At 67.7% G+C, this 24,862-nt stretch carries 22 protein-coding genes, 1 tRNA gene and 2 pseudogenes; 9 read left to right on the top strand and 16 right to left on the bottom strand.

Annotated elements, in window-relative coordinates:
* Window position 1: 1 nt before the first annotated feature.
* Window positions 2-1,681 (bottom strand): flavin-containing monooxygenase, encoded by a 1,680-nt coding sequence (locus NLF94_RS05900; protein ID WP_254840542.1) that lies wholly within the window; start codon window positions 1,679-1,681, stop codon window positions 2-4.
* A gap of 183 nt (window positions 1,682-1,864) precedes the next feature.
* On the opposite strand from NLF94_RS05900, the gene NLF94_RS05895 reads away from it, so the two are divergent.
* Window positions 1,865-2,413, top strand: coding sequence for a peptidylprolyl isomerase (locus NLF94_RS05895; RefSeq protein WP_254840541.1), 549 nt, complete (start codon window positions 1,865-1,867; stop codon window positions 2,411-2,413).
* Window positions 2,414-2,667: 254 nt separating this feature from the next.
* Here NLF94_RS05895 and NLF94_RS05890 read toward each other — a convergent pair whose 3' ends face one another.
* Window positions 2,668-4,566 (bottom strand): S9 family peptidase, encoded by a 1,899-nt coding sequence (locus NLF94_RS05890; protein WP_254840540.1) that lies wholly within the window; start codon window positions 4,564-4,566, stop codon window positions 2,668-2,670.
* Between the two features lie 122 nt (window positions 4,567-4,688).
* On the opposite strand from NLF94_RS05890, the gene NLF94_RS05885 reads away from it, so the two are divergent.
* Entirely contained in the window at window positions 4,689-5,786 is a 1,098-nt protein-coding gene (locus tag NLF94_RS05885) for an SDR family oxidoreductase (RefSeq protein ID WP_254840539.1), read from the top strand.
* Window positions 5,787-5,898: 112 nt separating this feature from the next.
* On the opposite strand, the gene NLF94_RS05880 is transcribed toward NLF94_RS05885, so the two are convergent.
* The 3 genes from NLF94_RS05880 to NLF94_RS05870 are packed head-to-tail and all read right to left on the bottom strand — an operon-like array spanning window position 5,899 to window position 7,610.
* Window positions 5,899-6,462: an NUDIX hydrolase gene (locus tag NLF94_RS05880; protein WP_254840538.1), complete on the bottom strand. Its 564-nt coding sequence runs from the start codon at window positions 6,460-6,462 to the stop codon at window positions 5,899-5,901.
* 44 nt (window positions 6,463-6,506) lie between these two features.
* The gene (locus NLF94_RS05875; RefSeq protein ID WP_254840537.1) at window positions 6,507-6,854 is read right to left on the bottom strand and encodes a CHY zinc finger protein; all 348 of its coding nucleotides are present in this window, start codon (window positions 6,852-6,854) and stop codon (window positions 6,507-6,509) included.
* 39 nt (window positions 6,855-6,893) lie between these two features.
* Entirely contained in the window at window positions 6,894-7,610 is a 717-nt protein-coding gene (locus tag NLF94_RS05870; RefSeq protein WP_350355866.1) for a hypothetical protein, read from the bottom strand.
* Between the two features lie 133 nt (window positions 7,611-7,743).
* On the opposite strand from NLF94_RS05870, the gene NLF94_RS05865 reads away from it, so the two are divergent.
* The 3 genes from NLF94_RS05865 to NLF94_RS05855 all read left to right on the top strand — a co-directional run bounded on the left by NLF94_RS05865 (window position 7,744) and on the right by NLF94_RS05855 (window position 9,975).
* Entirely contained in the window at window positions 7,744-7,944 is a 201-nt protein-coding gene (locus NLF94_RS05865) for a hypothetical protein (RefSeq protein WP_254840535.1), read from the top strand.
* 98 nt (window positions 7,945-8,042) lie between these two features.
* Entirely contained in the window at window positions 8,043-8,348 is a 306-nt protein-coding gene (locus NLF94_RS05860) for a glutathione S-transferase N-terminal domain-containing protein (protein ID WP_254840534.1), read from the top strand.
* A 136-nt stretch (window positions 8,349-8,484) separates the two neighbouring features.
* Window positions 8,485-9,975 carry an HPP family protein gene (locus NLF94_RS05855; RefSeq protein ID WP_254840533.1) on the top strand — a complete coding sequence of 497 codons (1,491 nt, stop codon included), beginning with the start codon at window positions 8,485-8,487 and terminating at the stop codon, window positions 9,973-9,975.
* 123 nt (window positions 9,976-10,098) lie between these two features.
* On the opposite strand, the gene NLF94_RS05850 is transcribed toward NLF94_RS05855, so the two are convergent.
* The 5 genes from NLF94_RS05850 to aglM form a co-directional block, all read right to left on the bottom strand.
* Window positions 10,099-10,293, bottom strand: coding sequence for a hypothetical protein (locus tag NLF94_RS05850; RefSeq protein ID WP_254840532.1), 195 nt, complete (start codon window positions 10,291-10,293; stop codon window positions 10,099-10,101).
* Window positions 10,294-10,457: 164 nt separating this feature from the next.
* Window positions 10,458-10,530: transfer RNA gene (locus tag NLF94_RS05845), tRNA-Pro, on the bottom strand.
* A 50-nt stretch (window positions 10,531-10,580) separates the two neighbouring features.
* Entirely contained in the window at window positions 10,581-11,339 is a 759-nt protein-coding gene (locus NLF94_RS05840; protein WP_254840531.1) for a DUF7847 domain-containing protein, read from the bottom strand.
* Window positions 11,340-11,376: 37 nt separating this feature from the next.
* Window positions 11,377-11,988 carry a tRNA (pseudouridine(54)-N(1))-methyltransferase TrmY gene (trmY, locus tag NLF94_RS05835; RefSeq protein WP_254840530.1) on the bottom strand — a complete coding sequence of 204 codons (612 nt, stop codon included), beginning with the start codon at window positions 11,986-11,988 and terminating at the stop codon, window positions 11,377-11,379.
* A 70-nt stretch (window positions 11,989-12,058) separates the two neighbouring features.
* The gene (gene aglM, locus NLF94_RS05830) at window positions 12,059-13,354 is read right to left on the bottom strand and encodes a UDP-glucose 6-dehydrogenase AglM (protein ID WP_254840529.1); all 1,296 of its coding nucleotides are present in this window, start codon (window positions 13,352-13,354) and stop codon (window positions 12,059-12,061) included.
* Between the two features lie 116 nt (window positions 13,355-13,470).
* On the opposite strand from aglM, the gene NLF94_RS05825 reads away from it, so the two are divergent.
* A complete protein-coding gene (locus NLF94_RS05825; RefSeq protein ID WP_254840528.1) occupies window positions 13,471-14,616 on the top strand; it encodes a glycosyltransferase family 4 protein in 1,146 nt (381 codons plus the stop codon).
* An 82-nt stretch (window positions 14,617-14,698) separates the two neighbouring features.
* Window positions 14,699-15,673: an alkaline phosphatase family protein gene (locus NLF94_RS05820; protein WP_254840527.1), complete on the top strand. Its 975-nt coding sequence runs from the start codon at window positions 14,699-14,701 to the stop codon at window positions 15,671-15,673.
* Window positions 15,674-15,706: 33 nt separating this feature from the next.
* Here NLF94_RS05820 and NLF94_RS05815 read toward each other — a convergent pair whose 3' ends face one another.
* Window positions 15,707-17,092 carry a sulfatase gene (locus NLF94_RS05815; RefSeq protein WP_254840526.1) on the bottom strand — a complete coding sequence of 462 codons (1,386 nt, stop codon included), beginning with the start codon at window positions 17,090-17,092 and terminating at the stop codon, window positions 15,707-15,709.
* Window positions 17,093-17,299: 207 nt separating this feature from the next.
* On the opposite strand from NLF94_RS05815, the pseudogene NLF94_RS20925 reads away from it, so the two are divergent.
* Window positions 17,300-17,506 (top strand): annotated as a pseudogene (locus NLF94_RS20925) (hypothetical protein); the annotation flags it as partial.
* Window positions 17,507-17,580: 74 nt separating this feature from the next.
* Here NLF94_RS20925 and NLF94_RS21060 read toward each other — a convergent pair.
* The 5 genes and pseudogenes from NLF94_RS21060 to NLF94_RS05790 all read right to left on the bottom strand — a co-directional run.
* A pseudogene (locus tag NLF94_RS21060) lies at window positions 17,581-17,646 on the bottom strand (DUF7333 family protein); the annotation flags it as partial.
* 125 nt (window positions 17,647-17,771) lie between these two features.
* Entirely contained in the window at window positions 17,772-18,854 is a 1,083-nt protein-coding gene (locus NLF94_RS05805) for a CNNM domain-containing protein (protein WP_254840524.1), read from the bottom strand.
* 131 nt (window positions 18,855-18,985) lie between these two features.
* Window positions 18,986-20,278 (bottom strand): RNA-guided endonuclease InsQ/TnpB family protein, encoded by a 1,293-nt coding sequence (locus NLF94_RS05800; protein WP_254840523.1) that lies wholly within the window; start codon window positions 20,276-20,278, stop codon window positions 18,986-18,988.
* A 234-nt stretch (window positions 20,279-20,512) separates the two neighbouring features.
* Window positions 20,513-21,397 (bottom strand): NAD(P)H-binding protein, encoded by an 885-nt coding sequence (locus tag NLF94_RS05795; RefSeq protein WP_254840522.1) that lies wholly within the window; start codon window positions 21,395-21,397, stop codon window positions 20,513-20,515.
* A 362-nt stretch (window positions 21,398-21,759) separates the two neighbouring features.
* The gene (locus tag NLF94_RS05790; RefSeq protein ID WP_254840521.1) at window positions 21,760-23,214 is read right to left on the bottom strand and encodes a sulfatase; all 1,455 of its coding nucleotides are present in this window, start codon (window positions 23,212-23,214) and stop codon (window positions 21,760-21,762) included.
* Between the two features lie 182 nt (window positions 23,215-23,396).
* Here NLF94_RS05790 and NLF94_RS05785 point away from each other — a divergent pair, with 182 nt between their 5' ends.
* A complete protein-coding gene (locus NLF94_RS05785) occupies window positions 23,397-24,851 on the top strand; it encodes a lipopolysaccharide biosynthesis protein (RefSeq protein ID WP_254840520.1) in 1,455 nt (484 codons plus the stop codon).
* Window positions 24,852-24,862: the final 11 nt, after the last annotated feature.

Raw genomic sequence — 24,862 nt, 5'->3', positions numbered from 1 at the left:
GCTACCGTTCGACCGCCGGTGCGTCGGCGGCCCGCCGGAGTTCGAAGCCGTCGTAGTCGTCCTCGGCGACCCGTTCGCAGATGCCGCGGTACATCTCCAGTCCGCCGGGGAACGGCGTGAAGACGTTCGGCTTGTCGGGGACGTTCTCGCCGCGGTACCACGAGTCGGCCTCCGAGAACAGCATGTTGTCGGCCAGCATGTTGGTCTGGGAGACCCACTGCCGTTCGGCCGTTTCGGTCGGTTCGATGCGGTCGTAGCCGTTCCGGTCCATGTAGGCGATGCAGTCGGCTATCCACTCGACGTGCTGTTCGATGGACATCGGCATGTTCGTCAGCACGGAGGGGCTCTGTGGCCCGGTGATGGTGAAGAGGTTCGGGAAGCCGTGGACGCCGAGACCGAGGTACGTCGTGGGACCGCCCTCCCACTTCGATTCGAGCGGCAGGCCGTCTCGCCCCCGGATGTCCATCGCTAACAGTGCGCCGGTCATCGCGTCGAACCCCGTCGCAAAGACCAGCACGTCGAGGTCGTAGTGGTCGGCCGTCGTCCGGACGCCGTCGGGCGTGACTTCCGCTATCGGGTTCGCGTCGACGTCGACCAGCGAGACGTCCTCGCGGTTGTAGGTCCCGTAGTAGTCGCCGTAGTCCATCGGCGGGCGCTTGGCGCCGTAGGGGTGGTCGGTCGGGACCAGTTTCTCGGCGGTTTCGGGGTCGTCGACCCGCTCGCGGATCCTTTCGCGGATGAACTCCGAGATGACCTCGTTGGTCTCGGCGTTCGACAGTACGTGACCGGGTTCGAAGGCGTGGAGGAACCGGAAGCCGCCCTGCTGCCAGCGTTCCTCCAGGAGGTCCCGTATCTCGTCGTCGGAGAGTCCACGGGCGGAGTTTCGGTCCGGTTCGAACGGCATCCCGAGCCGGGAGTTGCGGGCCCGCTCCCAGATGTCGTCGTAGCGGTCGCGTATCTCGTCGTACTCCTCGTCGTCGAGCGGGCGGTTCCGCGCGGGGACGGCGTAGTTCGGCGTCCGCTGGAAGACGGTCAGGTGGCCGGCACGCGAGGCGCTGGCCGAGATGAACTGGATGCCGGTCGAACCCGTGCCGACGACGCCGACGCGCTTGCCGTCGAGTTCGACGCCCTCGTGGGGCCACCGGGCGGTGTGGTACCACTCACCCTCGAAGGTTTCGAGACCGTCGAAGTCGGGTTTGAACGGTTCGGAGAGACAGCCGACGGCGCTGACGAAAAAGCGCGTCTCGACGCGGTCGCCGTCGGCCGTCTCGACGGTCCACGTCGCCGAGTCCTCGTCGTAGCTCGCCCGGGTGACCTCAGTCCCGAAGGCGATGTCGTCCCGGAGGTCGAGTCGGTCGGCGGCGAACTCGAGGTACTCCAGAATCTCGGGCTGTTCGGGGTAGCGCTCGGTCCACTCCCACTCCTCGTAGAGCTCTTCGGAGAAGGAGTAACAGTAGATGTGGCTCTCACTGTCGCAGCGGGCGCCGGGGTAGCGGTTCCAGTACCACGTCCCGCCGACGCCGTCGCCCTTCTCGTAGACGCGCACCGAAAGCCCCAGTTCCCGGAGCCGATGCAGCATGTACAGCCCCGAAAAGCCCGCTCCGACGACGACGGCGTCGTAGTCGGCGTCGGCGGGCGTCTCCGCCGCGGTCGCTTCGGTCCGGTCGACCTCCTCAGACACGGGTTGTCACCGTCCCGTCGTCGGTTCCACGTCACCGTGAATCTGCTACCTCGTAAGCGAGGCGAAACGACGTGGGGGGCGGAGCCGACGGGCAGGGACGGTCGGGCGGTGCCCGCGGGCAGCGGCCGTCGGCGGACGGACGCAGTCGGCAGCCTTTTGCGGCGCCCACGCCTCCCGTCGGGTATGAGCGACAACCCGACCGTCACGCTGGGGACGACCCACGGCGAGGTCACTATCGAACTGTTCGCCGACCGAGCGCCCCGCACCGTCGAGAACTTCCTCGGACTGGCCCGGCACGACCCCGCCGCCGACGCCGACCCCGCGCCGGACACGAACACCTGGGAGGACCCCGAGAGCGGCGAAACTCGCGGCGACTCGCTGTACGAGGGCGCGGTGTTCCACCGGATCATCGAGGGGTTCATGATCCAGGGCGGGGACCCGACCGGCACCGGCCGCGGCGGTCCCGGCTACGAGTTCGACGACGAGTTCCACGACGATCTCACCCACGACGGTCCCGGAGTCCTCTCGATGGCCAACTCCGGGCCGGACACTAACGGCAGCCAGTTCTTCATCACCCTGGACGCCCAGTCCCATCTGGACGGCCGCCACGCCGTCTTCGGCGAGGTCGTCGACGGCATGGACGTCGTCGAGGAGATCGGCTCGCTGCCGACGGACCGCAACGACCAGCCCCGCGAGGAGGTCGCCATCGAGTCCGTCCACGTCGACGAGTAACGCCGACTCCCTCGAAACGCTCCGCCGACTGGCTCGCGGTCGCCGTTTCCTCCGACTGCTCTACCTGCGAAGCCCTCGGGCGGCTGGCGGCTCCGCCGCCACGCAGCCCCCGCCCTTCGATTCCACCAGGGACGGCACCGCGACGGCAACCGCGCGGCGCGTTCGGAACGCGGTCGCCAGGCGTGTTCGCGCGAGTCAGGACGACCGACCCGGCGAGAGGGCAGCCGAGACAACGAGACGACCGACGCGGAGCCTCAGACCCGCCGGTCGAGGAAATCCACGAGCAGGCGGAAGGTCCGTTTCTTCTGGTCGATGTCCGAGGAGGCGTGGCCCTCCTCGCCGAGTTCGCGGTACTCGAAGTCGGCGCCTTCGCCCTCCTCGTAGCCCAGTTCCGTCAGTCGGTCGCGGAACAGTCGCGCCTGCGAGACCGGCACCCGGCGGTCGTTGACGCCGTGCAGGACGAAAAGCGGCGCCGCGAGGTTGTCGGCGTGGGTGATCGGCGAGCGCTCGCGGTACAGGTCCGGGTTCTCCTCGGGCGTCCCGAGGTACTTCTCCATCAACTCCGTCCGGAAGTGCGGCATCGTCTCCTCGTACATCGCCTCGAGGTCGGTGAGACCGATCCAGGCGACGCCGGCGTCGTACAGCGACGGGTACTGGACGAGTTGCCAGTACGCCGAGTAGCCGCCGTAGGACCCGCCGAAGACGGCGACGCGGTCGTCGTCGACCCACTCGCGGTCGGCGAGGACGGTCTCGAGGCCGACGGCGACGTCGCCCTGCTCGGCGCCGCCCCAGTCGTCGTACAGTTCCTCGACGAACTCGCGCCCGCGGCCGGTCGACCCGCGGTAGTTGACCTGCAGCACGGCGTACCCCTGCTGGACGAGCACCTGCGTGTAGAGGTCGAACGCCTTGCTGTCGCGGGCGCGGGGCCCGCCGTGGGGCGTGACGACCAGCGGCGACGGTCGCTCGCCGGAATCGTACAGCAGCGCACCGATCTCCAGCGTCTCGTAGGGGTCGTGGGCGACGGCCTCGGCGTCGGTCTCGGGGATACCGTTCGAGTCGAACGTGAAGTACTCGGCGTCGGCGAAGTCGTCGGGCGAGAAGGGACCGTACTCGGCCGCCACGAGTGTCTCCGTCTCGTCGTCGGCCAGGTCGTAGGCAAGGAGGTCGGGTCGACGGGTCGGCGTCGTGTGGGTCAGGAGGATGCGGTCGGCGTCGATGACCGACCGGCCGGCCATGCCGAAGTCGGCGACGCCCTCCGGCAGGTCCAGTTCCCGCCCTTCGCCGGTTGCCAGGTCGTAGACGACCGGCACGGTCGCCGCGCGGCGGGTCCGGGTGGCGACGACGCGGTCGCCGTCGGCGCCGAAGCACTCCGGGTGCTCTTCGGCCCCGCCGTCGCCCAGCCACGTCACCGAGTCGTCCGTCAGGTCGTAGACGCCACACCGACTCAGGTCGTCGGTGTTGTCCGAGACGAGCAGGCGCTCGCCGTCGGGGTCCCAGTCGACGACGACGGCCTCGGCGCCGACCTCGCCGATTTCGAGGTTGCGGGCGTCCGACGCGTCGTCGGGACCGCCGGCGGGTCCGTCGGTCGAAAGCGACTCGACGCTTGCGACGTAGACGTCCCGGTTGTCGTAGTCGTCGGTCTCGTTCGTGCTGTAGGCGAGTCGCTCGCCGTCGGGCGACAGCGTCGGTTGCCAGACAGCGCGGTCGTAGTCGGTGAGTTTTGCCACCGACTCGCCGTCGACGGCGTGCCGGTAGCAGTTCATCTGGCCGTCGCGGGAGGAGCCGACGACGACGAACTCGCCGCCGGGGTCGACGTCGCGGAGGCTGTTCTGCCCCTCGGACTCGACGACCGTCTCGACGGTCCCGTCGGCGTCGATGGCGCGGACGTCGTTCTGCTCGTCGCCGGCCTCGTCGTCGTGGAAGAAGACGCGCTCGCCGTCGGCGCTCCACCGGAGGAACCAGCGTGCGTTCCGCGGCACCTCGCCGTCGCTCCACCGCTCGGTTTCCCCGGTCTCGATATCGAGGACGTGGAGTTCGTTGCGGCCGGTGACGTCGTAGTAGTAGGCGACCCGCTCGCCGTCCGGCGAGACGGTCGGGTGCGCCAGCGTGGGCAGGGCGGCCAGTTCCTCCAGGGCGTCCGTCTCGGATGACATGCCTCGATTCATCGACCGCCCGGCGTAAATCGGTTCCCGTCCCGGTAGCGCCGGGGCCGTATTAACGCCCCCTCGAAACAGGGGCACAACGTATACGTCGCCGGGGAGTGTTGTCGGTTCGCATGACGACGGTGTTCCTCACCGGGTTCCCCGGGTTCCTCGGTTCGGCGCTGGTCGAGCGACTCCTCGAACGGCACGACGCCGAGACGACGGTGACGTGTCTGATACAGTCGAAGTACCGCGAGGAGGCCGAGACGCGAGTCGACGAGATAGCGGCCGACGCCGAGGGCGACGACGAGGCGGTGGCCGACCGCGTCCGACTGGTCGAGGGCGACATCACCGAGGGCGACCTCGGTCTCGGCGACGCCTACGACGAGTTGCAGGCCGACAGCCTCGAGGTCTACCACCTGGCGGCCATCTACGACCTGACGATGGACCGGGAACCGGGCAAGCAGGTCAACATCGAGGGGACGCGACACGTCCTCGACTTCGCCGAGGGCGCCGACGTCGACCGCTTGCACTACGTCAGCACCGTCGTCGTCTCCGGTCTCTACGAGGGCCGGTTCACCGAGGAGATGCTGCTGGAGGGCCAGAAGTTCGGCAACTACTACGAGTCGACGAAGCACGGCGCGGAGGTACTCGTCCAGGAGCGGATGGACGAGATACCGACCACCATCTACCGGCCGGGCGCCGCCGTCGGCGACAGCGAGACCGGCGAGACACAGAAGTACGACGGTCCTTACGCCTTCGTCGAGACCCTGCTCGACCAGGGCGACTACGCCGTCGTGCCGGCGCCGCGCGGCGCGGGCGACGCGGAGTTCAACGTCGTCCCCCGCGACTACGTGGTCGACGCCATCGGCTACCTGAGCGGCATCGACGAATCCGAGGGGAAGGTGTACCACCTCGCGGACCCCGACCCGCCCTCGACGGTCGAACTCATCAAGACGCTCGGGGAGGCGGCGGGCAAGAAACACACCTTCGTCCCGCCGTACCCGAAGGGAATCGTCCGCGGGCTACTGGAGTCGCTGGACCCCGAGCACGAACTGGTCAAGAGCGGCGGCTTCGAGTTCCAGACCTGGGGGGCCAGTTTCGACTGCTCGAACGCCCTCGAGGATCTGGAGGGCTCCGGCATCGAGTGCCCGCGGTTCGAGGAGTACGCCGAGAACCTCGTCGAGTTCTACCGCGAGCACCCCGAAATCGACGACGCCGCGATGACGTGATACTGCCGGCTGTAATTACGTGAAGGCCGTTTCGTGATGTTCGACAGTAGCCGTTCTGTACAGTCGGGTTTCCGCCACCACTGGCTTAGATAGTTACAGCCGGCAGTATGAGCTAGTCGCCGCGGGACAGCGCGTACTGGAGGATTCCGAGCGCCGAGCGGCCGTCCCGCAACTCGCCGGCCACGGCTCGCTCCCGCAGGGCGGGGAACGTCGTCGTGCCGACCCGGATGGACTCGTTGTGGTCGAGGTCCTGCTGGCCGGTCGGCTCACAGCCGCGGGCGACGACGTAGTGGAACACCGAGTCGAAGAGGCCGTTCGTGGGCTCGTAGGTCGCGAGGGCCTCGACGGCGCCGGCCTCGTAGCCGGTCTCCTCGGCCAGCTCGCGGCGGGCCGCCGAGCGCAGGTCGGCGTCCTCGCTCTCGAGGCCGCCGGCCGGCAGCCCGTAGTTGACCCGGTCGACGGCCTGTCGCCACTCCTCGATGACGACGACGTCGCCGTCCGGCGTGAAGGGCAGCACGACGACGGAGGGCGGTTCGGAGACGTAGTGGAAGTCGGTCTCGGTGCCGTCCGGCAGACGGACGTCGTCGCGCACGACGTCGAATCCGGGGCAGGTGTAGTCGGTTTCGGAGGCGAGCGTCTCCCAGGCGAGGCCGTCGTCGGCGTCCGCGTCGTCCATACCCGCCCTCGGCACCGGTCGGTGAAAACGCTACGCGTTCGGACTCAGGCGTCGTCGGTCGCGGCCGTCGTCTCGAAGTAGCGGTCGTAGTGGTCGGCGCAGGCGGGGTTGAACGCCGCCCCGCACTCGGGGCAGGCGTCCACGCCGAGGTACTCCTGGACGGCCAACTCGGTGCCGCAGGCGCCACACAGCACCGCGGCCTCGTCGCGGCGCTGTATCGGCCACCGCTCGGCGTCGTGGTCGGCGACCTCGACGTGACACCGGAAACAGGGGTAGTAGGTGTCACAGCAGACAAAGCGGATGGCGACGACGTCCCGCTCGGTCCCGTAGTGGGCACACCGCGTCTCGTCGTCGACGTCGACGCCGCGAACCTCGTGGCCGTGAACCTGCACGGTCGGGCTAGCCCTCGCACCGACAAAAACCGCACGCCATCAGAGACTCCCCCACCGGAGCCACACCATCACGAGGACGACGGCGAGCTGGAAGAACCCCTGGACGCCGCTGAGCTTCGCGTTCCGCATCCCGATCTCGCTGATGAGGTCGTCGTCGGGGGTCTCCGACCCCATCTCGAGGTAGATGCGGACCTCGCCGGGCAGCAGGACGCCGAACCCGAGGACGCTCAGGACGGCGACGATGGCGAGCGCGAGCGCGATGGCCGGAGAGGTCATCGCGAAGTCGGGCAGCGTGACGGCGAGGTACGCTGCGGAGCCGACGGTCGTGAGACCGAACGGCACGAACCACCGGGGATCACGGAGTGCGTCGAACTGCCAGCCGACCGACGCGAGGGCGGGCAAAAGCGATGCGGCGGTGAAAAGCGCTAGCCACGGCCCGGCGTTGGGGAAGACGCCGAGCCGGAGCGCGAGCGCGATACCGCCGGCGATGGTGACGACCGCCAGCGTCGGCATCAGGAACGTCATCTTCGGGGTGAAGCGCCGGAAGACGCTCGCACGCTGTTCGACCGCCAGCCCGCCGAGCACCGGACCGAGAACGAGCGCCATGAACAGGTCGATGCCCGTCCACAGCACGCCGGCCATGACGTGGACGTAGATGTGCTGGGGCGTGGTTCCCACCGTGAGCACGTACGCGAGCGCCAGCGTCGGTATCGCCACGGCGCCGGCCGCGAAGGCCGGGTTCGCACGGTCCGCCATCCCCACGACCGTCCCGCGAAGGGTCGCCGTCATGGGCCGATACCTGCGAGGATCGACAATAAATGTTGGTCGTCGGCGTCCGGGCGCCGGAGCGATGCCGGAGATTTATTACCCGCGAGCGCCGGTCGGTGATATGCCCAGTCGCGTCTGTCCGGACTGTGAGGTGGAGATGGAGCAGGTGGAGTACTCCACCGACGGTTCGGCGGGCAGTACGTCCCGGGTGCGCATCGACGACCCGCGGAAGGGCGGGCCGCTCGGCATCGGGGGCAAGGCCTACCTCGAGGCGTACCTCTGTGAGGACTGCGGGCTGGTCCGGTTCTACGCGACGGAGTGACCGGCGGACGGCGACTTCGCTTCGGCGGGCGCCGTCGGTCGTGTGCGCCGGCCGCAACCGCGAGGGTAGCTTAGGGTCGTCGGGAGCGACCCGCTCGTATGGCGAGCATCGAACTGTACGACCTGCGCGGCTGTCCCTACTGTGCGAAGGTCCGGCGCGCCCTGGCGGATCTCGGCCTGGAGTACGAGACCCACTCGGTGAGCCGAGCGCGCCGGACCCGCGAGGAGGTCTACGAGGTCAGCGGCCAGTACGGGGTGCCGGTGCTGGTCGACGAGGAGAACGGCGTCGACGGGATGGCCGAAAGCGACGACATCGTCGCCTACCTCTACCGGGAGTACGGCGACGAGGGTCAGGAATCGCCGGCGGGCGGCCTGCTGTCGCGGCTGTTGTCGAAGCTGGGGTAACCGGCGGGAAAACGGCGACCTAGTCGTCGGCGTCCAGTCACTCGACGTCGACGTCCGCCGCTTCGTCGGCGAACGACGGGTCGGCCGCGCCCGTGTCGTCGTCGGCTTTACTTCGGTGCAGGGAGTCCGGGTAGGTATGCTCGACCGCTTGCGAGGGATCGGCGGTGCGGCCCGGAGCCTCGTCCGCCGCTCGGTTCGTGAGATTCGCCGCCGTCTGGAGTACACCTCGGTGCTCGTCCACGTCTCCATTCTCGTCTTCGTCCCGTTCTCGGTGGGACTGTTGACCTACCTGTCGAACCGGCTCTCCTTCCTCTCGTTTTTCATCTTCCCGCCGCTTGCGGCCGGCACGTACGCGCTGTTTGCGAACCCGGAAAGCGAGTACGCCTCGCCGGTCCGGTTCGTCACGGGGCTTACCGCTGGCGCCGCCTGCGCCTCGGTGGCCGTCTGGGTCGCCGTCAGGTTCGTCTATCCCGAGCTGCCGCCGACGGCGCTGGAGGTCGACGCCCCAGGGGCGGCCTTCGCCGTCCTGTTGACCGGGCTGGTCACCTGGACCGTCGACGTCGAGGAGGCGGCGGCGTTCTCCATGGCGCTGCTCGGGCTGTTGATCCCGCCGGCCCGCCAGCCCGCCTTCGTGGGCAGCGTCCTCGTAACTTCCGCCATCGTCGCGGCGGTCTTCACCGCCTGGCGGGAGTTCGTCTACGAGCGGCGCGCGCAGTACTTCTACGAATCGACGCGGGGCGACGACCACGTCCTCGTCCCGATGCGGGACGTCATCGACGGCTCGACGGCCATGCTCGGCGGCCGACTGGCCGCCGCCCACGACGCCGGCAAGGTCGTCCTGCTCGACGTGGTCGCGGGCGAACGGGCCGCCGCTGTCGAGCGGCGACTGCTGCGGACGGACCTCGAAAGCGAACCGGCAGCCGCCGTCGCGGGGCAGGGCGCCGCCGATGCCACCGATACCGCCGAGGAATCCGACGGCGCCACCGCCGCGGCCGACCCTGCTGCGGCGATGGCCGTCTCCGAGTTGAAGTCGCTGGCCGACCGCATCGAGACTGAACTCGACGTGCCCTGCGAGGTGGTCGTCGCCGCGGGCGGTGGTTCTCCCGTCGAGGCGGTCCGGCGGGTGCGGGTGGAGACGAACTGCGACCTGACGGTCGTCCCCTACGAGGGCGAGGACGGCGAGCTATCGGCCTACGTCACGCGCCTGCTCGAGACCGCCGGCGACGTCGTCGTCCACCGAAGCTACGGCGACCGAACTAGATGGTCCCACATTACCGTCCCGGTCAGGAAGGCCGGCGACACCGCCCACAACATGCTCGACTTCGCGCTCCGAATCGTCGAACCGGACGGCCGCGTCAGCGTCGCCCACTGTATCGGCGACGAGACCGAACGGCGGGTCGCCGACCGAATGCTGGCCGACCTCGTCGAGACGTTCGACGGGACCATCGAGACCCGGGTCCAGAACACCGACATCCGGACCTTCCTCCGGCGTGCAGCCAGAGCCAACGACCTCCTCGTGATCGGTGCGAGCCAGGAGCGGGGCCTCGTCTCACGCATCGTCTCGCCGCCGACGTTCGAGGGGATCCACGACGTCGAGACCGACGTGGCCATCGTCGCCCGGGAGTGACCTAAAATCAAGCGCTAAAGCCCCGTTCTCAAGGAGCAACGCAGGGAGCGAAGTGACCGAGTAGCGCAGTAGGGCGAGGATACAGCGCCGTCATCGTCTCTCATACACCCTACAACGACCGGCTCACTGACTTCCGGAGGACGGTGCCGACGTGACCCTGGTCAGACGGTGGTAGTAGACCACGTCGAACGCGACGACGGTGGCCGCGAGCACACCCAAAAGCGGGTCGATACCCACGAACGTCACCGCAGCAGTGATGACTATCCACGCCAGAAGGGCCCCGAACGCGCCGGCGATGGACTCGAACGGTCCTCTCATCGCTCGCCGGTAGGGAGCAAAACCGTATAAACGCGCGTAGCGTTTCGAGAACTGATTCGAGACGGTCGACGGAGGTGTCTTCGAGCCGACACTCCTCGTGGTCGTTCCGTTCGGGCCCCCGGCAGGCGAAGCCCCGGCTGGCGGTCGTCGACTGCGGGAAGAAGTGGGCCGGCACGAATTTGAATCGTGGTTACGGCCACCCGAAGGCCGAAGGATACCAAGCTACCCCACCGGCCCGCACGCGAAACGACGCCGTGGCCGACTTTAAGGGTTGTGATCCGCCCCGTTCAGGCCATCGGATCCGCCTCGGGAGTCGGGCTCCCGGCGTCGGGTTCGCGCGGCTTCGCGTCGGAAAGCTGGAGGTACGCGTCGGCGAGGATGCCGTAGCTGACGACGGCGAAGATAGACGCCAGCGCGAGGCTCGTGACCTGGCCGGCGAGGGGGGAGACAACCGACAGCACCGACCCCAGGCCGCTCCCGACCGCCGTGACGACGCCGACGATGAGACCCAGCGCGAGCAGCGACCAGCGGTCGCCGCTGGCCAGTTCCCAGCTCCGCCCCAGGGCGTCGATGGCCCGTTCGTCCTCGACGCCGATGGCGAAGACGACGAAGACGAAGCTGAGCGCGAGGAATATGCCGGGCACGAACAGGAAGACGAACCCGACGGAGACGGCCACAAAGACGACGATGTTGGTGACGACCGCCGAGACCGTCGCCCGCCCGATGCGTCGGGTGAACAGTTCGGCGGGTAGCGAACCCAACTCGGAGTGTTCACGGGTCAGCGCCCGCGTCGCCACGAGATACAGGACGACACCGAACAGCAGTCCGACGACGGCCAGCGCCCCGGCCACGGCGACCGGGACCGGGAGCGCGAGCCCCAGGCTCCCCTGCTGGGCCTCCGGCGGGAGCGACTCGGCCACGAGCGTGTTCACCGCCCCCACGAAAACGAGCTGGTAGACGAACAGTAGCGCCATCAACACGCCGCCGCTGTACGTGAACGCCCGACGCACACCGTCGCCTATCGCGTCGCCGATCTGGAGGGACATGTCCGGCGCTTGCGGGCGGCGGGTTATAAATCCCCGCCTAGAACCGGCTAGAGTCGCCGTACGATGCGAAGCCGTCGGTGTCGAGGTAGTTGTGGGCGACGGTGACGGCGTGGTCGGCGTGCAGCGCCTCGGGACCCACCGAGACGCGGTGGTCGGCGGCCGCCGCCAGCGTCTCGGCCTCCGCGTCGGTGAACTCGCGGTGGTCCGAGAGGACGAACGCGGGGTCGGTCGGTGGGTCGAGGTCGGCGACGGGGTCGCCCTCGGCGTGGAGTTCGACGAGTGTGGCGGATTCGGCGAGGTCTTGGACGGTGCCGGCGAAGTCGCCCTTCCCGACGTAGACGCCGGGGGAGGGGTTGGCCTCCATCGCGCCGATGGCGCCGTCGCGGGCCGCCAGGGCGCCCCGGATCAGCGAGGCCGCCGACCGCTCGTCCGGGTGGAGGTGCCGGAGTTCGCTTCCCTCGAAGCGGACGACGTACTCGTCGGCGAGCACGAGACGGACCCGGACGTCCTCGCGGAGGTCGTGGGAGAGACAGAACGCGCTCGTGACACAGCGGGCGAGGATGTCCAGGCGGCCGGCGCCCGGGAGGTCGTCCAGCGAGAACTCCGGTGTCGTCGGCGCCTCGTGGCCGACGACGACGAACTCGCGCATACCCCCGACGGGGGCGGGCGCGGCAATGAGCCCTTCGTTTCGACGGCTCCGGGGGCACCGGGGCGGGCGGCTACCAGGTCAGCCCCTCGTAGGTGAGTCCCTCGCGGCGCTCGACGATGCGGCGGCCGTCGACGACGACGGGATTCGCCATCGCGTCGAACTCCGCATCGAGGTCGGCGAACTCGGGCCAGTCGGTGACGACGCAGGCGCCGTGGGCGCCCTCCAGTGCCGCCGCCGCCGAGTCGACGTACTCCACGTCGGGGTACTCGGCGGCCATTTCCTCCGTGGCCATCGGGTCGTAGGCGACAACGTCGGCGCCGCGGGCTTCCAGCCCCTCGATGACCGGCTTGGCCCGCGACCCCCGGACGTCGTCGGTGCCGGGCTTGAACGCGAGTCCGAGGACGGCCACGCGCTTTCCCGAGACGTCGACGTGGGCGTCGAGCAACTCCAGCAGGCGTTCGGGCTGGTGGTCGTTGACCTCGCGGGCCGCCTCGACCATCGCGGGGTCGTAGCCGGCTTCGCGGGCGGCCGAGGCGAGCGCGGCGGTGTCCTTCCCGAAACACGAGCCCCCCCACCCGACACCCGAGCGGAGGAACCGCTCGCCGATGCGGTCGTCCATTCCGATGGCGTCGGCCACCTCGTAGGCGTCGACGCCGAACTCCTTGCAGACGTTCCCGAGGTCGTTGATGAGGCTGACCTTCGCCGCGAGGAACGTGTTGTTGGCGTACTTTATCATCGCGGCCTCCCGGCGGCCGGTCTCGACGACGGGCACCTCCCAGTCGCTGACCAGTGGCTGGTACAGTTCCGCGAGCAGGTCCAGCGCCCGCTCGTCGCCGTCGGTGCCCAGGACGATCTTGTCCGGGTCCATGAAGTCGTCGACGGCGCTGCCCTCCCGCTGGAACTCGGGGTTGACGGCGACGCCGATTTCCTCGCCGTCGGTCTTGCCCGAGGCCGACTCCACGAGCGGGACGAGTTCCTCCTCGATCACGTCGGGGAGGACGGTCGACTTGACGACGACGAGGTGGTAGCCGTCCTTGTCGGCGAGGGCCTCGCCGACGTCCTCGGCGGCCGCGAGCAGGGCCGAGGGGTCGATGGAGCCGTCCTCGCGGGCGGGCGTCTCGACGGCGAGGAAGGTGAGGTCGGTGTCGGCGACGGCGGCGTGGTCGGTGGTCGCCCGGAGGCGGCCGCCGGCGTACGCCGACACCAGCGGGTCGAGACCGGGTTCGTGGATGGCCGTCTCGCCGGCGTTGAGGCGGTCGACGACCGACTGGTCGATATCGACGGCGGTGACGTCGTGACCCAGGTCGGCGAGACACGCCGCGAGGGTCGTGCCGACGTAGCCGCTGCCGACGACGCTTGCGTTCATACTCGTCCGTACCACCGGCGGGGATTTGAGGGTTCGGCTCTCCGGCGCGACGGGACGGCCGGCAGTCAGCGGGTATCGGTGGAGTCAAACGCCGACCCCAACAATCCCGACCAAGGATGGGCGACCCCGACGACGTCTGCGTCGTGACCCACCCGCTGAGCGGCGCGGGCGAGACGGCCACCCGGACGTTCCTCGCCATCCTCGCGGAGGTGACGGCCGTCTCGCTCGTCACCGCGAACCTGCCGGCGGACTCGCCGGTGCGGGACGACCACGAGGTGGTCGAGGTCTCCGAACGCGACGAGGGCGACTCGATACCGACGGCGGCCGTCCGGTTTCTCGCCAACCAGATTCGGATGGCGCGGGTGCTCGCCGACCGCGACGAGGAGGTGGCGCTGTTCTACGGTGCGACCTCGTATCTGGTCCCGATCCTCGTGGCGAAACTGGCGGGCAAGACGGTCGTCCTCGAACCTCGCGGGGACGTACCGCTGACGCTGGAACTGTACTGGAAACGGCGGGTGCCGGACCCGGTCGCGCGGGCGCTGGCCGGGGCGCTTCGGCTGCTGGAGTGGGCCGGCTACGCGCTGGCCGACGGCATCGTCACCTACACGCCGTCGATGGCCGAGGAACTCGGACTGGACCGCTTCGAGGCGAAGCTCTACCCCAACGGCGCCCGCTACGTCGACACCGAGCGGTTCGCCCCGACGACGCCCTACGAGGAGCGCGACCCGGTGGTCGGCTTCCTCGGACGGCTCGACGAGGAGAAGGGCATCCGGACGCTCGCGGAGGTCTCGCGGCGGTTGCCCGACGGCGTCCGGTTCCGGTTCGTCGGCGGCGGCGGCCTCGAGGAGTGGCTCCGCGAGGAACTGTCCGACGGGATAGCGGCCGGCGACGTCGAGGTGGCCGGCTGGGTCGACCACGCCGAGGTGCCGGCGGAACTGAACCGGTTCCGACTGCTGATCATGCCCTCCCAGCCGACCGAGGGCCTCCCGACGGTCATCCTGGAGGCGCTCGCCTGCGGCACGCCGGTGTACGCGTCGCCGGTCTCGGGCGTTCCCGACGTGGTCCGGAACGGCGAGACGGGATTCCTGATGGACGAACTCGAGGCCGACGCCATCACGCGGGACGTCGAGCGGATTCTCGACCGGGGGGACCTCCCCGAGATCAGCCGCAACGGGCGGGGACTCGTCGAGGACGAGTACAGTTTCGAGGCCGCCGTCGAGCGGTACCGGGCCATCCTCGGGGCGCTCTCGGCGGCGGACTGAGGCCGCGGGCACGGTGGCCGGCAGTCCCGACCGACCGGGCGGCACCGAACGATTCAACTGTCCACCCGGCCGACGTTGGGCCATGACCCTGGTCGTCCTCGGGATCGACGCCCTGGACCCCGACCTCGTCGACCCGGACGCCCACCCGAACCTGACGCTTGCGGCCCACCGCGCCATCGACACCATCGTCTCCTCGAGCGGCGAGCCGAGCACGCACGAACTGTGGCCGACCATCATCACCGGCCTGCCGCCGGCCGAGCACGGCCTGGAACTCGACGACGGCGTCGCCTGGGAGAACCCGCTCCTCGCGGCCCTGAGTTCGGTCGCCGACTACGCGGTTCCGGACGGCCTCCAGACCCGCCTCGGCGCGTGGCTCCTGACGAACACCGACGCGGACGCCTTCCGCGTGCCGGCCACCTACTACGCCGAGGAGGGCATCGAGACGGTGTTCGACGGCCGCGAAGCGACGGCCATCGGCGTCCCGAACTACGTCGTCGACCCCGACACCGAGGACCGCGAACACCAGCTCCGCCGCCAGATGGGCGAGTTGTTCGAGCGCGACCCCGGCGCCACCGGCGGCCACCGCTCCGCGGACCCCGTCGCCTTCTACGAGCAGTGTCTCGAGATGGCGATGATCCGAATCGCCCGAACCCGCCGGGCGCTGCGGAGCCGCGAGTACGAGCTCGTTTTCGGCTACACCAGCGGGTTGGACCTCATCGGCCACGTCAGCCACTCCCGGCCGGAACTCCAGGCGGGCGCCTACGACGAACTCGACGAGTTCGTCGGCGAACTCCGCGGCGACCTCGGGGACGACGACGAACTGCTGCTCGTCAGCGATCACGGCCTCCAGGACGGCCTCCACACCGAGGAGGCGATGGTCGCCGGCACCGACCCCGGCACCGTCGAGCGAATCGAAAGCGTCCTCGACGTCTCCGACGCGGTCGACGCCGCACTGGCCGACGGTGCTCACGTCCCCGAGCCGCGCTGGGACGACGACGAGGGTGCGGGCGATTCCGAGGCGGTCCGGGAACAGCTCGAGGACCTGGGGTACATGTAACCCGGACGGCGGCCGGGCCGCCCACTCTGCCGCTCACTCCACGTAGCCGAGGTCCCGGAGCTGTCGTCGCATGGACTCGTCGAGTTGGGAGTCGCTCTCGGCCTCGATGGGGTCGGCGTTGGCCTCGACCCACGCCTCGAGCGTCGCCGACAGGTCCTCGGTCACCTCGGGGTACTGCTGGCGGACGTCGGTCTCCTCGTCGGGGAGTTCGTACAGTCGCTCCATCGAGTCGCTGCGCTCGTAGCGGAACTCCTTGGTCCGGATCCCGTGGACCGGCCCGTGGTGGAACCGCGAGGTGTCGAAGTCGGGGTTGACGTCGGTGAAGAGGTCGAAGTCGAAGGGGCCCCGCTGGACGAAGGCGTGCTCTCGGGTCGTCTCCCGGAGGTCGACGCCCTGGTGCTGGTCGATCCCCTCCCCGACCATCGCCGAAAGCGTCGTCGTGAGGTCGACGTGCTGGACGAGTTCGTCGGCCTGCCCCTCGATGTCCCCGAACCCGTGGGTGACGAGCGGGACGTGCGTCAGCGCGTCGTCGACGGCCACCTTGTGCGACAGGAGGCCGCGCTCGCCGAACAGTTCGCCGTGGTCGGCCGTCACGACGAATATCGTCGGTCCGAGGTCCAGCGACTGGACGTGATCGAACAGCCGGCCGATCATCTCGTCGGTGTAGCGTATCTCGGCGTCGTACATCGCGTGGAGGGCGGCCCACTCCTCGTCGGTGAAGTCGAGTCCCTCCGCGATGCGCTCGTCGAGCGTCCGGTGGACCTCGATGGCGAACTCGGCGGCTTCCGAGGCGGACATCTCGATGTCGTCGGTGTAGGTGTCCATCCACGGCAGCGGCGGGTAGTAGGGTCGGTGCGGCTCGTTGTAGTGAAGGTAAAAGAAGAACGGCTCCGCCGCCCGGAGGTCGTCGAGCCACCGTTTGGCGGTGTCGTTCATCACGTACGGCGTGGCGTACTTGGCGGTGTCGCGGGCCAGCCCCGCCGAGTGACGCCGGAGGTTGAAGAAGTACTTGACGAGCGTCCGCAGGGGGACGGCGTCGAGGATGGTCGACCCGGAGACCCACGAGAAGCGGTCGAAGCCGCGGTCCAGGCCCGTGCCGGGGCTGACGTAGGAGTTCCGCGACAGACAGGCCGTCCGGTAGCCGGCCCGCCCGAGGGTCTCCGGCAGCGTCTCCAGGCGCTCGGGCAGGTACTCGTTGTCGATTTTCACGCCGTGTCTGGTCGGATAGGTCCCGCTCAGTATCGACGCCGACGAGTAGGGCGTGCCCGTCCCCGAGGAGATGCAGTGCTGGAAGGCGGCGCCGTCCTCGCCGTCGGCGATACGTGCGAGGTTCGGCGTCGTGTCCCGGTGGTAGCCGCCCATCGTGGTGTGGTCGGCCCGGACGCTGTCGAGCGTCACCCAGACGACGTTCGGGTCCATCGACCGGAAGGGGCACCGGCAGCTACAAAACCTTCCCGTCTCGGTGTCGCGGTCGACCGCGCCTCGGGGCGCCACGAGCGGACCCCACCCGGGACGCCCCGAGCGCCCGGCGTCGCCGACTACCAGAAGTTGAGACCAGGGTTCTCAATGTATAGGTGGCAGAGTTTGTCTGACCACCTACAGTAGTTCTCCCTATTCCGCCATCTCGAGTCGTCGGGCGGAGGCGCACCCGTAAACGTGCGCTTGAATCGCGGGACGTTGAACGTGAACGGCGAGTATTCGCCTGCCGCCGAGGGCGGCCAGAACAGGAGTCCACGCGAAAGCCCCACCCTCAACGAAGCGAACGGCGATAGCGCGGAACGAAGTTCCGCGGACCATTCGAGCGGGCCTTCGGCCCGCGAGAAGAAGCCGTGAGCGAGTAGGGTGGGGTAGTTTACTGAGGGCAGAACCATCATGAAGACCGTTGAGGGAGCCATTGCGGACGTGAGCGCGACTGTTGCGACGGCGACGATTGCGGCGAGCGGAACCACTGAGCGCGTGAAATCAAATTCCATATCCGTGATTGTAGCCGGACGAATAGAGCGTTTGAGAATGTACGTTATTAATCAGTAAGTTGAAAAGTATTGCTCTGAATAGGAGCGCGTGGAGATTCTGTCGGCTTTGGACTCGTACAGCCAGTTCACTGGGGGACGCTTTTCTGTTCCTTGAGTTTGATGTCGAGGGGGTCTTCGATCTCACCCATCACTGCTTCGAGGGCGTCTGTCGCAGTGATCAGTCCCACGACGTTCTCCTCGTCCTCTTCATACACGAGCGCGAGTTCTTGATGTTCGTCCTGAAACTGGTCGACGGCATCGCTGATGAGCGTGTCTGCTCGGAGCGTCATCGGTGGAGCAGCGACATCCTCGAACGTGACCTCGCCATGCCGGAGTTCGTCGATCTGATCAACAACTGCAGGAACGTAGACAACCCCTCGATAGTCGGCTGGATCGTCACCAATCAAGGGAAATCGCGTGTGCGGGCTTGTTCCGATTCGATCGAAATTTTCTTGCGCAGAGACGGCTGTCGAGAGAAAAATAATGTCCTCACGATCGGTCATGATATCGCTGACGGGCTGTTCGCCGACAGTGAAGGCGTTCAGGATCTCTTCTTGCCGTTCCTCAGAAAGATTCCCTTGGTCGAGCAAAGTCCCGAGCCGGTGGCGGAGGTCCGCCCGGGATTCGACCCGGTCGGTTTCGGTTTCTAGCCAGGCACCGGTCATCTCAACACCGAACAGCCCGAGCGTCCATTTGGCGACGCTGTCTCCGAGCACGATGACCGGATAGAGCAGCTTGGCAAACCAGTACAGCGGTGTCGCGCCGTACCGAGCGACGAACTTCGTCCGCTCGACCCCGAGATACGTGGGTGTCTGTTCGCCGTGGGTCAGGTGGAGCAGATTGATGATGACGAACGCAAGGATGCCACCCGCCCCAATCGACGTGAGCAGTGTGTTCTCGAACACTGGATCGATCAACGAAGCCAGGGCGGGTTCCGCGACGATGCCGACGGCGATACTCGTCGCAGAGATGCCGACCTGACAACTCGTGAGATAGATTTCGAGATCCTGTGTCATCTCCCAGGCTCGCTCGAGTCCCGGGACGTCGAACTCGGACTTGGGGTACTGTCGCACGCGAGTGAGTGCGAACTCGATCGCGACGAAGAATCCGTTTGCGAGGATAAGCAAAACACCGCTCAGTAGGCGGAGCGTTAGTTCGAGACCATTCATTTCGTAGGGCTATTCCCCGTGGTATCAAGAATTCCGTCATCTCGCTCACCGGGACGAGCTGATCCACGGAGCGAGGGCTCGATATGTCCTGTCTCAGGGTTGTGCCTCCGGACCGCCAACACCGGAATCGGTCAGCTACCCACCGCTGAAGCGGTGGGCTTGTCGGTGGACTCCCGTTCTGCCGACACGTAAGCGTCGGACGCCACGTCAGTAGCGTTCACGGTCATCACCCCCGACTTCAGGGCGTACTGACAGAACGCCCCTCCAGCGGGGGACTTCTGCCCTCGCTGGAGTTTCAACGCGAGTTTCCGGGCCACGTTTTTCGCCGCGTTGTAGTCGGCGTTCACCGAGTACGAACAGTCTAAACAGGCGAAGCGTTGCCCGTCGCGGTTTTCTTCGAGCGTACAGCCACACTTTGAGCACTGCTGGCTGGTGTAAGACGGGCCGACTGTCTCAACCACGCTGCCGTGTTCGTCGGCTTTGTACGCGACCTGTCGCTGTAACTCGTTGAACGCCCACTGCTGGAACTTCTTGCCGTCGCTGATGCGCTCTCGGATCTGCTCCAAGTCCTCGAACGCGATGTGCGTACAGCCGTGGCGGTCGGCCTCTGCGACAATTTCTTTGGAACACCGATGCAGGTAGTCTTCGCTCCACCGTCCGAATCTGTCACCGATGCGGTGGTAGGTCAGGTGGGCGCTTCGCGTGCCGGTCTGTTGCAGGCTAGCACGGCGTTTCTCAAACTCGCGGCGCTGGTGGTTGAGGTAGTCGGCGTTGCCGACGAACCGTCCTGTCGAAGTCACGGCGATGTGGTCGTCAACGTTGCAGTCCACGCCCAGGACTCTCGAATCCTCGGCTTTCTCAGGACTGGCAACGTCGAGTTCGCGTTCCATCGCCGCGTGCAGGTAGAACTCGTCGACTCCGCTGTCGTAGTGGACGGTACTGGTCGAAAACGAGTAGTCCTCGTTCAGCAGGTACTTGCCGTGTGGTGTGCCTTCGGGATCGTCGGGCAGGTCGTACTCGCACTCAACGCGCCCGTTGACGGTGGCGAGACTCACCGTGTCGCGGTAGTAGGTGGCGGCTCGCTTGTCGTAGACGATGCTGAACGTGTCGTATTCGGGCTTGCTGGTATTCTCGCCGTCAGCAAGCCGGTCAACGCAGTTGTCGATGTCGTCGGTGGCGCGTTTGATGGCTTTCTGCACGAGGTTCGCGTGAAGGCCGTCCGTCTCGTGGCGGAGTTCGTCGTAGATGGCGGCTTCGGCTTCGCTCTTGCTGGTTACACAGTCCTCGTCGGGATAGCGCCACGCCCAGTCTGCGGTACGGTTGGCACAATACTGGAACTTGCTGTTGGTGGCGTGGAGGTCGCTCTTGCGGTCGTCGGGCACGTCAAGGCGAACCTGAACCGTTCGAGTTACCTCCCACGCCATACCTCACAGTAGTAGCTACTCTTTATTAATATTTTTGAATGGTGTTGGGGAGTCAGCCCTGTCGCTGTCGGTGGTTTGCCGCTCGGAGCGTACGCGCTTCCTCCCACGGCTGAAGCCGTGGGCTTCCGCGCTGTTACCGCTGTGATTGATCGAGGTCCCGCCGGCGCTGGCGCCGGCGAGGACCTCGTACAACTCATCGGAGGTGACCGTGCAATATCCACCGAAGAGCCTTGATCACCCCTCCGCAAGCGCCTGCTGGATCGCCACCTCGACCGACGTCTGCTCGATGGGAACGACCGACTGCAGGTCCCGCTCGGGGTCGACCGTCACGGGGTTTCGCATACTCTCGGCCAACGGCCGGGCGATGGCGTACTGGACGTCCGTTGTCAGTCGGAGCCAGTGCGAAGAGAGTCCCGGGGACATCACCGGTACCGGCACGATCAGGATACGCTTTCCCTTCTCCTTGGCGGTCAACTTCAGCAGGGACTCGTAGGACCACACTGTCGGTGCGCCGATGTCGTAGATGCCGCCCCGGGTCTCTTCGACGTCGAGGACGCCGACGAGGTAGGCGACAGCGTCGTCGATGCCGATCGGTTGACACGGCGTCCGCACCCACTTCGGAACCGCCATCACGGGCAGCCGGTCGGTGAGGTCGTCGATGATGCGGAAGCTCGCGCTGCCGGCACCGATGATGATCGCCGCCCGGAGGACGGTCAGATCGAAGCTTCCGGCCTCGAGTACTGACTCGACCTCCCGGCGGGAGGCGAGGTGTGGCGAGAGGTCCCGCTCGTCGCCGCTGATGCCACTCATGTAGACCACCCTGTCGACGCCGGCTGCCGACGCCAGCTCCCGGAACCGGCGGGCGTAGGTGCGGTCGAGCTCCGCGAAATTCTCGGCCGTCAGCGAGTGGATCAGGTAGTAGGCCACGTCGATCTCCTCACAGAGCCCCTCCAGCGAGGCCGGATCGCCGAGGTCGCCTTCGAATATCTCGACATCGTCCGGGAATCTCGACTGGCTCGCGCTCCGGGAGAAGGCGACGACCTCATGGCCGGCCGAGCGCAGCGACTCGACGAGCCGGCCGCCAACGAACCCGGTCGCTCCAACAACGAGGACACGCATTCGTGAATGTACGGACCATTACCTCAAGGGTGTTCGGTTGGCGTACTCGATCTGGCGAACACTCGATTTGTTGGTGCAGGTTGAGTTGACCGGTGAATATGAACATTCGCCGATCGTGACGGCCGACAATACGCTGACGCTGCTGAAGAAGGAGACTGGAATCGGGTAGATAGGCACTCTGTCTGGGTTAGCGCGCCGTCTGAGTGGCTACACTATTGGAAGTCTCGAATATTCACCCATACGATCGGAAGTGTGACAAGAATGGCCGCTTGGAGAGTGATCTGAGGTAGTTTCTACGATCGCATTGGTCAAATTCACGCATCACAGCCTCGCTAAACCCACTGTAGTCTCAACTTCCCTGACTACATGTAGCCGAGGTCCTCGAGTCGCTTCTGGGTACCCTCGTCGACGGCGTCGATGCCGGCACCCTCCTCGACGAGGCCGGCGTCGTCGACGGCCTCGAACCGCTCGTCGACCTCGGCGGGGTCGATTTCCCGCTCGACGTAGGCGGTGGTGGCGTCCCGGATTCGGACCGTCACCGCCCGCCGGTCGCCCCAGGCGACGTGCTTGCGAACCGTGTCGCCGTCGTCCTCGTAGACCGCCCGGAGGCGGTCGTTGAACCCCTCCAGTTCGTCGGGATTCCCGTAGCGCTCGGCGCGCGACCGCAACTGGTCGTCCATCAGGAGGCCGTAGGAGGTGGCGTAGGCGGTGTCCGTCCGGAACGAGTCGGGACCGGCCGCCCCCTCGCGGGCGTCGGCGACGGCCGCGGGGAACTCCGCGACGGAGGCGAGGCCGGACACGCGCTCGCCGTCGCCCTCGCCGGGGAACCGGACGACCAGCGGAACGTGGAGGATGACCTCGTGGAGGGCAGTGTTGTGGCCCGCCACCCGGATGCCGGGGCGGACGCGACTGGGTTCGCCGAACCCCTCGCCGTGGTCGCTCGTTATCACGAGCAGCGTCTCCTCCAACTCGCCGCGGCGCCGCAGCGTCGCAACCAGCCGTTCGACGAGCGCGTCGGCCTGCCGGATGGCGCCGTCGTACAGCGACTCGACGGCGAACAGTTTCCACCACCCCTCCGGCCGCGAGAGCAGTTGCCAGTCGTTCGGCACCCGCTCCTGCAGCGAGCGCAGTTCGTCGTCGCCCCACACGTCGTGTTCGGGCCGCGGCTCGTAGGGCCGGTGGGCGTCCATGAGGTTCAGACAGGCCGCCCACGGGCCGTCGCGGTCGTCGTGCCACTCGAGGAAGCGGTCGAGGTAGACGTCGCCCGGCGGCGAGCTATCGAAGGGGTTCAGCCGGGGGTAGTCGGCGGCGAGTTTCGTCGCGGCGCCGTTGGCCAGCGACCGGAGCGGCCGGCCGCTTTCTGCGGCCGCCCGGAGGAACTCCGCGTAGTTGCCGCGACCCGCCTCGGCGACGAACCGGCGGGCGTCCAGCGCCTCCGGGAACGGGACGTTCTGCGGGCCGACGACGGTGTCGAATCCCCGCCGGAGACCGATGTCGACATCGGTTATCCAGACGTTCTCCGAGAAGACGGCCGTCTCGTAGCCCGCCGATTGCAGCGTCTCGAACACCGTCGTCCCTGGCCGGAGTCGCCGGTCGGCGCTGGTCAGGCCGTGGCCCTCGACGGTCCGGCCGGTGAAGAGGCTCGCGTGGCCGGTGATGCTGCGGGCGCCGGGGGTCCGTGCACCCTCGTAGACGGTGGCCTCCTCGGCGAACTCCGCGAGGAACGGCGTCGTCTCGCGGGCGTGGCCGTAGAGGCCGGCGTTCTTCGCGCGAACGCTGTCGAGGACCACGAGCAGGACGTTCGGTTCGGCGGCCATTGGCGGCTCCTTCCCGGCCGGGCGGCATAAACGAACCGTGTCGCGGCGCCGTCCCGTTCGTGACCTACGCTCTCCGCCCGGCGCGCTTCTGGAGGGTTTATATACGTCGGCCGAAAGGTGCCGACTGTCACGACGCCGTCCCGGCGGCCGACGCGGGGACGGCGACGCTCCGGTGTTCGCCAATGAGAATCGGCCAGAAATCGTTCGTCGTCTTCGTCTCGAAGTTCCTGGGCTCGGCGCTCGGCTTCGTCGCCACCATCTACTTCGCCAACGTCCTCGGGTCGGAGGTGCTGGGCTACTACGCCGCCGTGCTGGCGCTGGTGGCGTGGCTTCGGCTGGCCGGCGACTTCGGCGTCGGGTCGGCGATGCGAAAACGCATCAGCGAGGGCGACGAGCCCGCCGCCTACCTCGTTGCGGGCTTTGCGCTCGTCGGCGCCCTGGCGACGGCCATCGCCGCCGCGGTGCTGCTGGCGGGCGGCCTCGTCGACGACTACGTCGGCCGGCCGGTCGCCGCCTTCGTCGCACTGCTCGTCCTGACGGAACTGTTCCGGCTGTCGACCATCGCGGCCCTGGAGGGCGAACGCCTCGTCCACGTCGCCGGCCTGCTGTCGCCGCTGAAGATCGGCGTCCGCAGCCTCGTCCAGATCGGCCTGGTCGTCGCCGGCCTCGGACTCACCGGCATGCTGGTCGGCTACGCGGTGGGCGGCGTCCTCGTCGGCGTCGCCGGTCTCACCGTCGTCTCCGTCGGGATTGCCCGGCCCGAACGCCGCCACGTCGAGAGCCTCGTCGACTTCGCCAAGTTCTCCTGGCTCGGGAAGCTACAGGCCCGGTCGTTCAACGACGTCGACGTCCTCGTGTTGACGGCGCTGGTCCCGTCCGGACTCGTCGGCGTCTACTACGTGGCCTGGCGGGTCACGAAGTTCCTCACGCTGTTCGGGTCGGCCATCAGTTCGACGATGTTCCCCGAGTTGAGCCGCGCCGACGCCGAGGGCAGCGAGGAGACCGTCTCGACGCTCGTCACCGACGCCCTGACCTACAACGGCCTGCTCATCATCCCCGGTCTCGTCGGGAGCGCGCTCATCGGTCGCGGGCTGCTCCGAATCTACGGCCCCGAGTTCGTCCAGGGGGCCACGGTGCTGTGGGTGCTGGTGCTGGCCGCGCTCGTCTACGGCTACCAGGAGCAGTTGATGTACGCGCTGAACGCGCTGGACCGGCCGGACATCGCCTTCCGCGTCAACCTCGTCTTCATCGTCTCGAACGTCCTGCTGAACGTCGTTCTGGTGGTCGCAATCGGCTTCCTCGGCGCGGCCATCGCCACCGCGATTTCGGCGACCCTCGGGCTGACGCTGTCGTATCTCGCGTTGCGCTCGCTGGCCTCGTTCCGCGTCCCGGTCGGCGAAATCGGCCGGCAGGTCGCCGCTGCGGCCGCGATGGGCGTCGTCGTCGCCCTCGGCCGGCGGGTGGCGGCCGCGCTGGACCCCAGCGTCGAGTTCCTGCCGGTCGTCACCGCCAACGCCGTCACCGTCGGCGCACTCGTCGTCCTCGGGGCGGCCGCCTACTTCCTCTCGCTCTTGGGGCTGTCCGCGCAGTTCCGCGCGACGGTCCTCTCGAACCTCCCGGCGAGCGTCCGGCCCTGAATCCCTGCCGC

The organism is Natronomonas marina, assembly GCF_024298905.1.
In the GTDB taxonomy this organism is placed as follows: Archaea; Halobacteriota; Halobacteria; order Halobacteriales; family Haloarculaceae; genus Natronomonas; species Natronomonas marina.
Note: the sequence above shows the minus strand (reverse complement) of the source record. Positions and strands in the feature narration are given on the sequence as shown.

What these genes read in the sequence shown, in the direction of transcription:
- NLF94_RS05855 (WP_254840533.1), top strand. Translation starts at nt 8,485, where the DNA reads ATGCTCGACCGCTTGCGAGGGATCGGCGGTGCGGCCCGGAGCCTCGTC.
- NLF94_RS05850 (WP_254840532.1), bottom strand. Translation starts at nt 10,293, where the DNA reads ATGAGAGGACCGTTCGAGTCCATCGCCGGCGCGTTCGGGGCCCTTCTG.
- NLF94_RS05840 (WP_254840531.1), bottom strand. Translation starts at nt 11,339, where the DNA reads ATGTCCCTCCAGATCGGCGACGCGATAGGCGACGGTGTGCGTCGGGCG.
- NLF94_RS05820 (WP_254840527.1), top strand. Translation starts at nt 14,699, where the DNA reads ATGACCCTGGTCGTCCTCGGGATCGACGCCCTGGACCCCGACCTCGTC.
- NLF94_RS05825 (WP_254840528.1), top strand. Translation starts at nt 13,471, where the DNA reads ATGGGCGACCCCGACGACGTCTGCGTCGTGACCCACCCGCTGAGCGGC.
- NLF94_RS05880 (WP_254840538.1), bottom strand. Translation starts at nt 6,462, where the DNA reads ATGGACGACGCGGACGCCGACGACGGCCTCGCCTGGGAGACGCTCGCC.
- trmY (WP_254840530.1), bottom strand. Translation starts at nt 11,988, where the DNA reads ATGCGCGAGTTCGTCGTCGTCGGCCACGAGGCGCCGACGACACCGGAG.
- NLF94_RS05895 (WP_254840541.1), top strand. Translation starts at nt 1,865, where the DNA reads ATGAGCGACAACCCGACCGTCACGCTGGGGACGACCCACGGCGAGGTC.
- NLF94_RS05815 (WP_254840526.1), bottom strand. Translation starts at nt 17,092, where the DNA reads ATGGACCCGAACGTCGTCTGGGTGACGCTCGACAGCGTCCGGGCCGAC.
- aglM (WP_254840529.1), bottom strand. Translation starts at nt 13,354, where the DNA reads ATGAACGCAAGCGTCGTCGGCAGCGGCTACGTCGGCACGACCCTCGCG.
- NLF94_RS05890 (WP_254840540.1), bottom strand. Translation starts at nt 4,566, where the DNA reads ATGTCATCCGAGACGGACGCCCTGGAGGAACTGGCCGCCCTGCCCACG.
- NLF94_RS05860 (WP_254840534.1), top strand. Translation starts at nt 8,043, where the DNA reads ATGGCGAGCATCGAACTGTACGACCTGCGCGGCTGTCCCTACTGTGCG.
- NLF94_RS05785 (WP_254840520.1), top strand. Translation starts at nt 23,397, where the DNA reads ATGAGAATCGGCCAGAAATCGTTCGTCGTCTTCGTCTCGAAGTTCCTG.
- NLF94_RS05870 (WP_350355866.1), bottom strand. Translation starts at nt 7,610, where the DNA reads ATGGCGGACCGTGCGAACCCGGCCTTCGCGGCCGGCGCCGTGGCGATA.
- NLF94_RS05885 (WP_254840539.1), top strand. Translation starts at nt 4,689, where the DNA reads ATGACGACGGTGTTCCTCACCGGGTTCCCCGGGTTCCTCGGTTCGGCG.
- NLF94_RS05800 (WP_254840523.1), bottom strand. Translation starts at nt 20,278, where the DNA reads ATGGCGTGGGAGGTAACTCGAACGGTTCAGGTTCGCCTTGACGTGCCC.
- NLF94_RS05865 (WP_254840535.1), top strand. Translation starts at nt 7,744, where the DNA reads ATGCCCAGTCGCGTCTGTCCGGACTGTGAGGTGGAGATGGAGCAGGTG.
- NLF94_RS05790 (WP_254840521.1), bottom strand. Translation starts at nt 23,214, where the DNA reads ATGGCCGCCGAACCGAACGTCCTGCTCGTGGTCCTCGACAGCGTTCGC.
- NLF94_RS05795 (WP_254840522.1), bottom strand. Translation starts at nt 21,397, where the DNA reads ATGCGTGTCCTCGTTGTTGGAGCGACCGGGTTCGTTGGCGGCCGGCTC.
- NLF94_RS05805 (WP_254840524.1), bottom strand. Translation starts at nt 18,854, where the DNA reads ATGAATGGTCTCGAACTAACGCTCCGCCTACTGAGCGGTGTTTTGCTT.